This window comes from Sphingomonas bacterium, from assembly GCF_903644135.1.
In the GTDB taxonomy this organism is placed as follows: domain Bacteria; phylum Pseudomonadota; class Alphaproteobacteria; order Sphingomonadales; family Sphingomonadaceae; genus Sphingomonas.
In genome coordinates this window covers 1-3,602 of record NZ_CAHJXA010000293.1, presented here as the reverse complement: position 1 = coordinate 3,602, position 3,602 = coordinate 1, and the positions used below count along the sequence as shown (strand labels likewise).

Here is a 3,602-nt window from a genome sequence, read left to right as displayed (position 1 = left end):
CGCCTGCCGCTCGGGTGCCACCGACAGCCCGCCGAGCGTGGCGCACAGGCGCGGGTCGTAGCGGACGACGCGCGGGGTCGTCGGCGGCGTACCGGCGCGGATCACCGGGCTGGCGGTGCCGCCGCACAGGTCCATCACCAGCCGCGTCGCCAGCGCCAACCCCTCGTCGAGGAACGCCGGGTCGACGCCGCGCTCGAAGCGCTGGCGCGCGTCGCTGGTCAGGGTCAGCTTCTGGCCGGTGCGGGCGATCTGATCGGGGTCGAACCACGCGCACTCGATCAGGACGTCGGTCGTCGCCGCCGACACGCCCGACGCCTCGCCGCCCATGATGCCGGCGATGTCGTGGACCTGCGTGTCATCGGCGATCACCGTCATGCCGGCATCGAGCGCGTAGCTCTTGCCGTTGAGCGCGGTCATCGTCTCGCCATCGTGGGCGCGGCGAGCGACGAGGCCACCCGACAGCTGCGCGCGGTCATAGACGTGGAGCGGCCGGCCGAGATCGACCGAGACGAAGTTGGTAATGTCGACCAGCGCGCTGATCGGCTTCTGGCCGATCGCGGCGAGGCGGCGGCGCATCCACTCGGGCGATGCGCCATTGGCGACGCCCGACACCGCCTGTGCGTAGAAGGCGGGGCAGCCGGCCGGATCGTCGGTGCGGACGTCGGGGGCGGTTCCATCCCCCACAACCGGCTCCAGCGTCGCCATCCGATACGCCTCGGCGAGCGGCTTCAGCGTGCCCAGCCCCGCCGCCGCCAGGTCGCGGGCGATGCCGCGCACGCCCATACAGTCCTGGCGGTTGGGGGTGATGGCGACGTCGATCACCGGATCGACGAGCCCGGCATAGTCGGCGTAGCGCGCGCCGACCGGGGCGTCGGCCGGCAGCTCGATGATGCCGTCATGCTCCTCGCCAAGCTTCAGCTCGCGCGCCGAGCACATCATGCCGTTGGACTCGACGCCGCGGATACTCGCCACCTTCAGGGTGATGTCGGCACCGGGGACATAGGTGCCGGGCGCGCCAAACACGCCGACCAGCCCGGCGCGCGCATTGGGCGCGCCGCAGACGACCTGGATCGGGCCGTTACCCGCATCGACCGACAGCACCTGCAGCTTGTCGGCCTGCGGATGGCGCTCGGCGGTGAGGACGCGCGCGACCGTGAAGGCGGCGAGCGCCTCGCCGGGGTTGTGGACGCCCTCCACCTCTAGCCCGACGCGGGTCAGCGTCTCGACGATCGTGGCGAGCGGGGCGTCGGTGGCGAGGTGCTGCTTGAGCCAGTCGAGGGTGAACTTCATGCGCCCACTCCGCCCGACAGCGTTGGCACGTCGAGCGCCGAGAAGCCGTAATGCTTCAGCCAGCGCACATCGCCGTCGAAGAAGGCGCGCAGGTCGTCCATGCCGTATTTCAGCATCGCCAGCCGGTCGATGCCGCAGCCGAACGCGAAGCCCTGCCACTCGGCGGGGTCGAGGCCGCAGGCGGCGATGACCTTGGGATGGACCATGCCGCTGCCCAGCACCTCCATCCAGCCGCCATTTGCGTCATCGCCGCTGCCGCCGATGACGCGCTTGCCCTTGATGAGGGTGTAGCCGACATCGACCTCCGCCGACGGCTCGGTGAACGGGAAGTAGCTCGGGCGCAGGCGCAGCACGATGTCCTCGCGCTCGAAATAGGCCTTGAGGAAGGTCTCCAGCGTCCATTTGAGATGGCCGAGCGTGATGCCGCGGTCGATCACCAGCCCCTCAACCTGGTGGAACATCGGCGTGTGCGTCGCGTCGGAGTCGGAGCGATAGGTACGGCCGGGCGCGATGATGCGGATCGGCGGTTTGTTGGCGAGCATGGTGCGGATCTGCACCGGCGACGTATGGGTACGCAGCAGCATCCTGCGCGCCTCGTCGCCGGCCGTTCTCGCCTGCGGCTCGAAGTAGAAGGTGTCGTGCATCGCCCGCGCCGGGTGCGTCTCCGGAATGTTGAGCGCGGTGAAATTATGCCAGTCGTCCTCGATCTCCGGACCCGTCGCGACTGCGAAGCCCAGGTCGGCGAAGATCTCGGCCAGCTCGTCCATCACCTGGCTGACCGGGTGGATCGTGCCGGTCGGCGGCAGGTCGACGGGCAGGGTCAGGTCGAGCGTCTCCGACGCCAGCCGCGCGTCGAGCGCCGCCTGCTCAAGGCTCGCCTTGCGCGCCGCGAGGGCAACGGTCACTGCCTCGCGCAAGGCGTGGATGCGCGGTCCTTCGACCTGCCGCTCGTCGGGCGTCATGCCGCCGAGCGACTTGAGCAGCGCCGTCACCTCGCCCTGCTTGCCCAGCGCGCGCACCCGTACCGCCTCCAGCGCCTCCGGGGTGGCGGCGGCATCGACGGCGGCAAGCAGGTCGCTGGTCAGGAGGTCCGGGTCGGTCATGCGCCTCCCCTAGAGCGATTCGCGCTCCGGGCAAATTGCCTGCTGCGCGCCGCCCGATCAGCGCATCAGGAACACGCCCTTATAATCGCTGACCGCATCGCCCAGCGTCGTGCTGCCGAACTCATAGGTGCCGCCCGGCCGGCTGTCCGGCGCGCGGAAGCGGACGGTCGCGCTCTCGCCCGGCTTGAGCGAGATGCGGCCGTCATGCGTCCAGCCGCGGTCGGATGGCGCCACCCGCGCCAGCTGGAAGAACACCTTCTGGGTCAGGTTGTGGCCCTTGCCGGAGCGGTTCACCACCCGCAGCACATAGGGCGCGGTGCGGCGCAGCTCGATCTCGCGCGGCGCAAAGCCCTGGTCGGTCATCTCGATGGTGATCGGCGTGGCCCTGGACCAGTCGGGTCGGCCCCCATCCAGTCCTTGCGCGACGGCGGGCGTAGCCAGTGCCGCCACCGCGACCAGAAGCATCTTCATCATCGGCTCTCCATTCCTGTGCTGGAACGGACAATCACGCACCGGCGGCTTCGTTCCCGCCGGGAGAGGGGCCGAACGGATCGCCCGGCCCCGCACCGCGGCTCAGGCCGCCGCCTGCTCCTGCGGCAGCGCCGCCTTTGCCTGCGCGATGATGGCGCTGAACGCCGCTTCCTCGTGCATGGCGATGTCGGCCAGCACCTTCCGGTCGAGTTCGACGCCCGCGAGCTTCAGCCCGTGCATGAACTGCGAATAGGTCAGTCCCTCGGCGCGGACGCCGGCGTTGATGCGCTGGATCCACAGGCCGCGGAAGGTCCGCTTCTTCACCTTGCGGTCGCGATAGGCGTATTGCCCCGCCTTCTCCACCGCCTGCCGCGCGATGCGGATGGTGTTCTTGCGACGGCCGTAATAGCCCTTCGCCTGTTCCAGGATGTTCTTGTGCTTGGCGCGGGTGGTTACACCCCGTTTGACGCGTGCCATCTAGTCGCTCCTCAGCTCAGGCCATAGGGGGCCCAGGCCTTCACCGCTGCGGTGTCGGCCTTGGCGAGCAGCTTGGTGCCGCGGTTCTGGCGGATATACTTGCCGTTGTGATGCGCCAGGCGGTGGCGCTTGCCGGCGACGCCGTGCTTGAGCAGGCCGGTGGCGGTGAGCTTGAAGCGTTTCTTGACGCCGCTCTTGGTCTTGAGCTTGGGCATTTTGGTCCTTTCAAATGGCGATGCATCAGCCTGCCGCGGCAGCCCT

At 69.4% G+C, this 3,602-nt stretch carries 5 protein-coding genes; all 5 read right to left on the bottom strand.

Annotation, left to right across the window (positions count from 1 at the left end; all coding sequences use genetic code 11):
• Nucleotides 1-1,290, bottom strand: a 1,290-nt coding sequence (ytpR, locus tag HUU96_RS13205; RefSeq protein WP_174293223.1) for a YtpR family tRNA-binding protein, incomplete at its 3' end; no start/stop codon positions are given.
• Nucleotides 1,287-2,393, bottom strand: a complete 1,107-nt coding sequence (gene pheS / locus HUU96_RS13200) for a phenylalanine--tRNA ligase subunit alpha (RefSeq protein ID WP_174293222.1) — start codon at nucleotides 2,391-2,393, stop codon at nucleotides 1,287-1,289. The genes pheS and ytpR, both read right to left, overlap by 4 nt.
• Nucleotides 2,394-2,450: 57 nt before the next feature.
• Complete coding sequence (locus tag HUU96_RS13195; protein WP_174293221.1) at nucleotides 2,451-2,864, bottom strand: hypothetical protein; 414 nt, start codon at nucleotides 2,862-2,864, stop codon at nucleotides 2,451-2,453.
• A gap of 102 nt (nucleotides 2,865-2,966) precedes the next feature.
• Nucleotides 2,967-3,341 (bottom strand): 50S ribosomal protein L20, encoded by a 375-nt coding sequence (rplT, locus tag HUU96_RS13190; RefSeq protein ID WP_174293220.1) that lies wholly within the window; start codon nucleotides 3,339-3,341, stop codon nucleotides 2,967-2,969.
• An 11-nt stretch (nucleotides 3,342-3,352) separates the two neighbouring features.
• Entirely contained in the window at nucleotides 3,353-3,556 is a 204-nt protein-coding gene (gene rpmI / locus HUU96_RS13185) for a 50S ribosomal protein L35 (RefSeq protein WP_174293219.1), read from the bottom strand.
• Nucleotides 3,557-3,602 lie beyond the last annotated feature (46 nt).

Excerpts from the sequence above, each read along its gene's own strand:
- pheS (WP_174293222.1), bottom strand. The coding sequence starts at position 2,393 with ATGACCGACCCGGACCTCCTGACCAGCGACCTGCTTGCCGCCGTCGAT.
- HUU96_RS13195 (WP_174293221.1), bottom strand. The coding sequence starts at position 2,864 with ATGAAGATGCTTCTGGTCGCGGTGGCGGCACTGGCTACGCCCGCCGTC.
- rpmI (WP_174293219.1), bottom strand. The coding sequence starts at position 3,556 with ATGCCCAAGCTCAAGACCAAGAGCGGCGTCAAGAAACGCTTCAAGCTC.
- rplT (WP_174293220.1), bottom strand. The coding sequence starts at position 3,341 with ATGGCACGCGTCAAACGGGGTGTAACCACCCGCGCCAAGCACAAGAAC.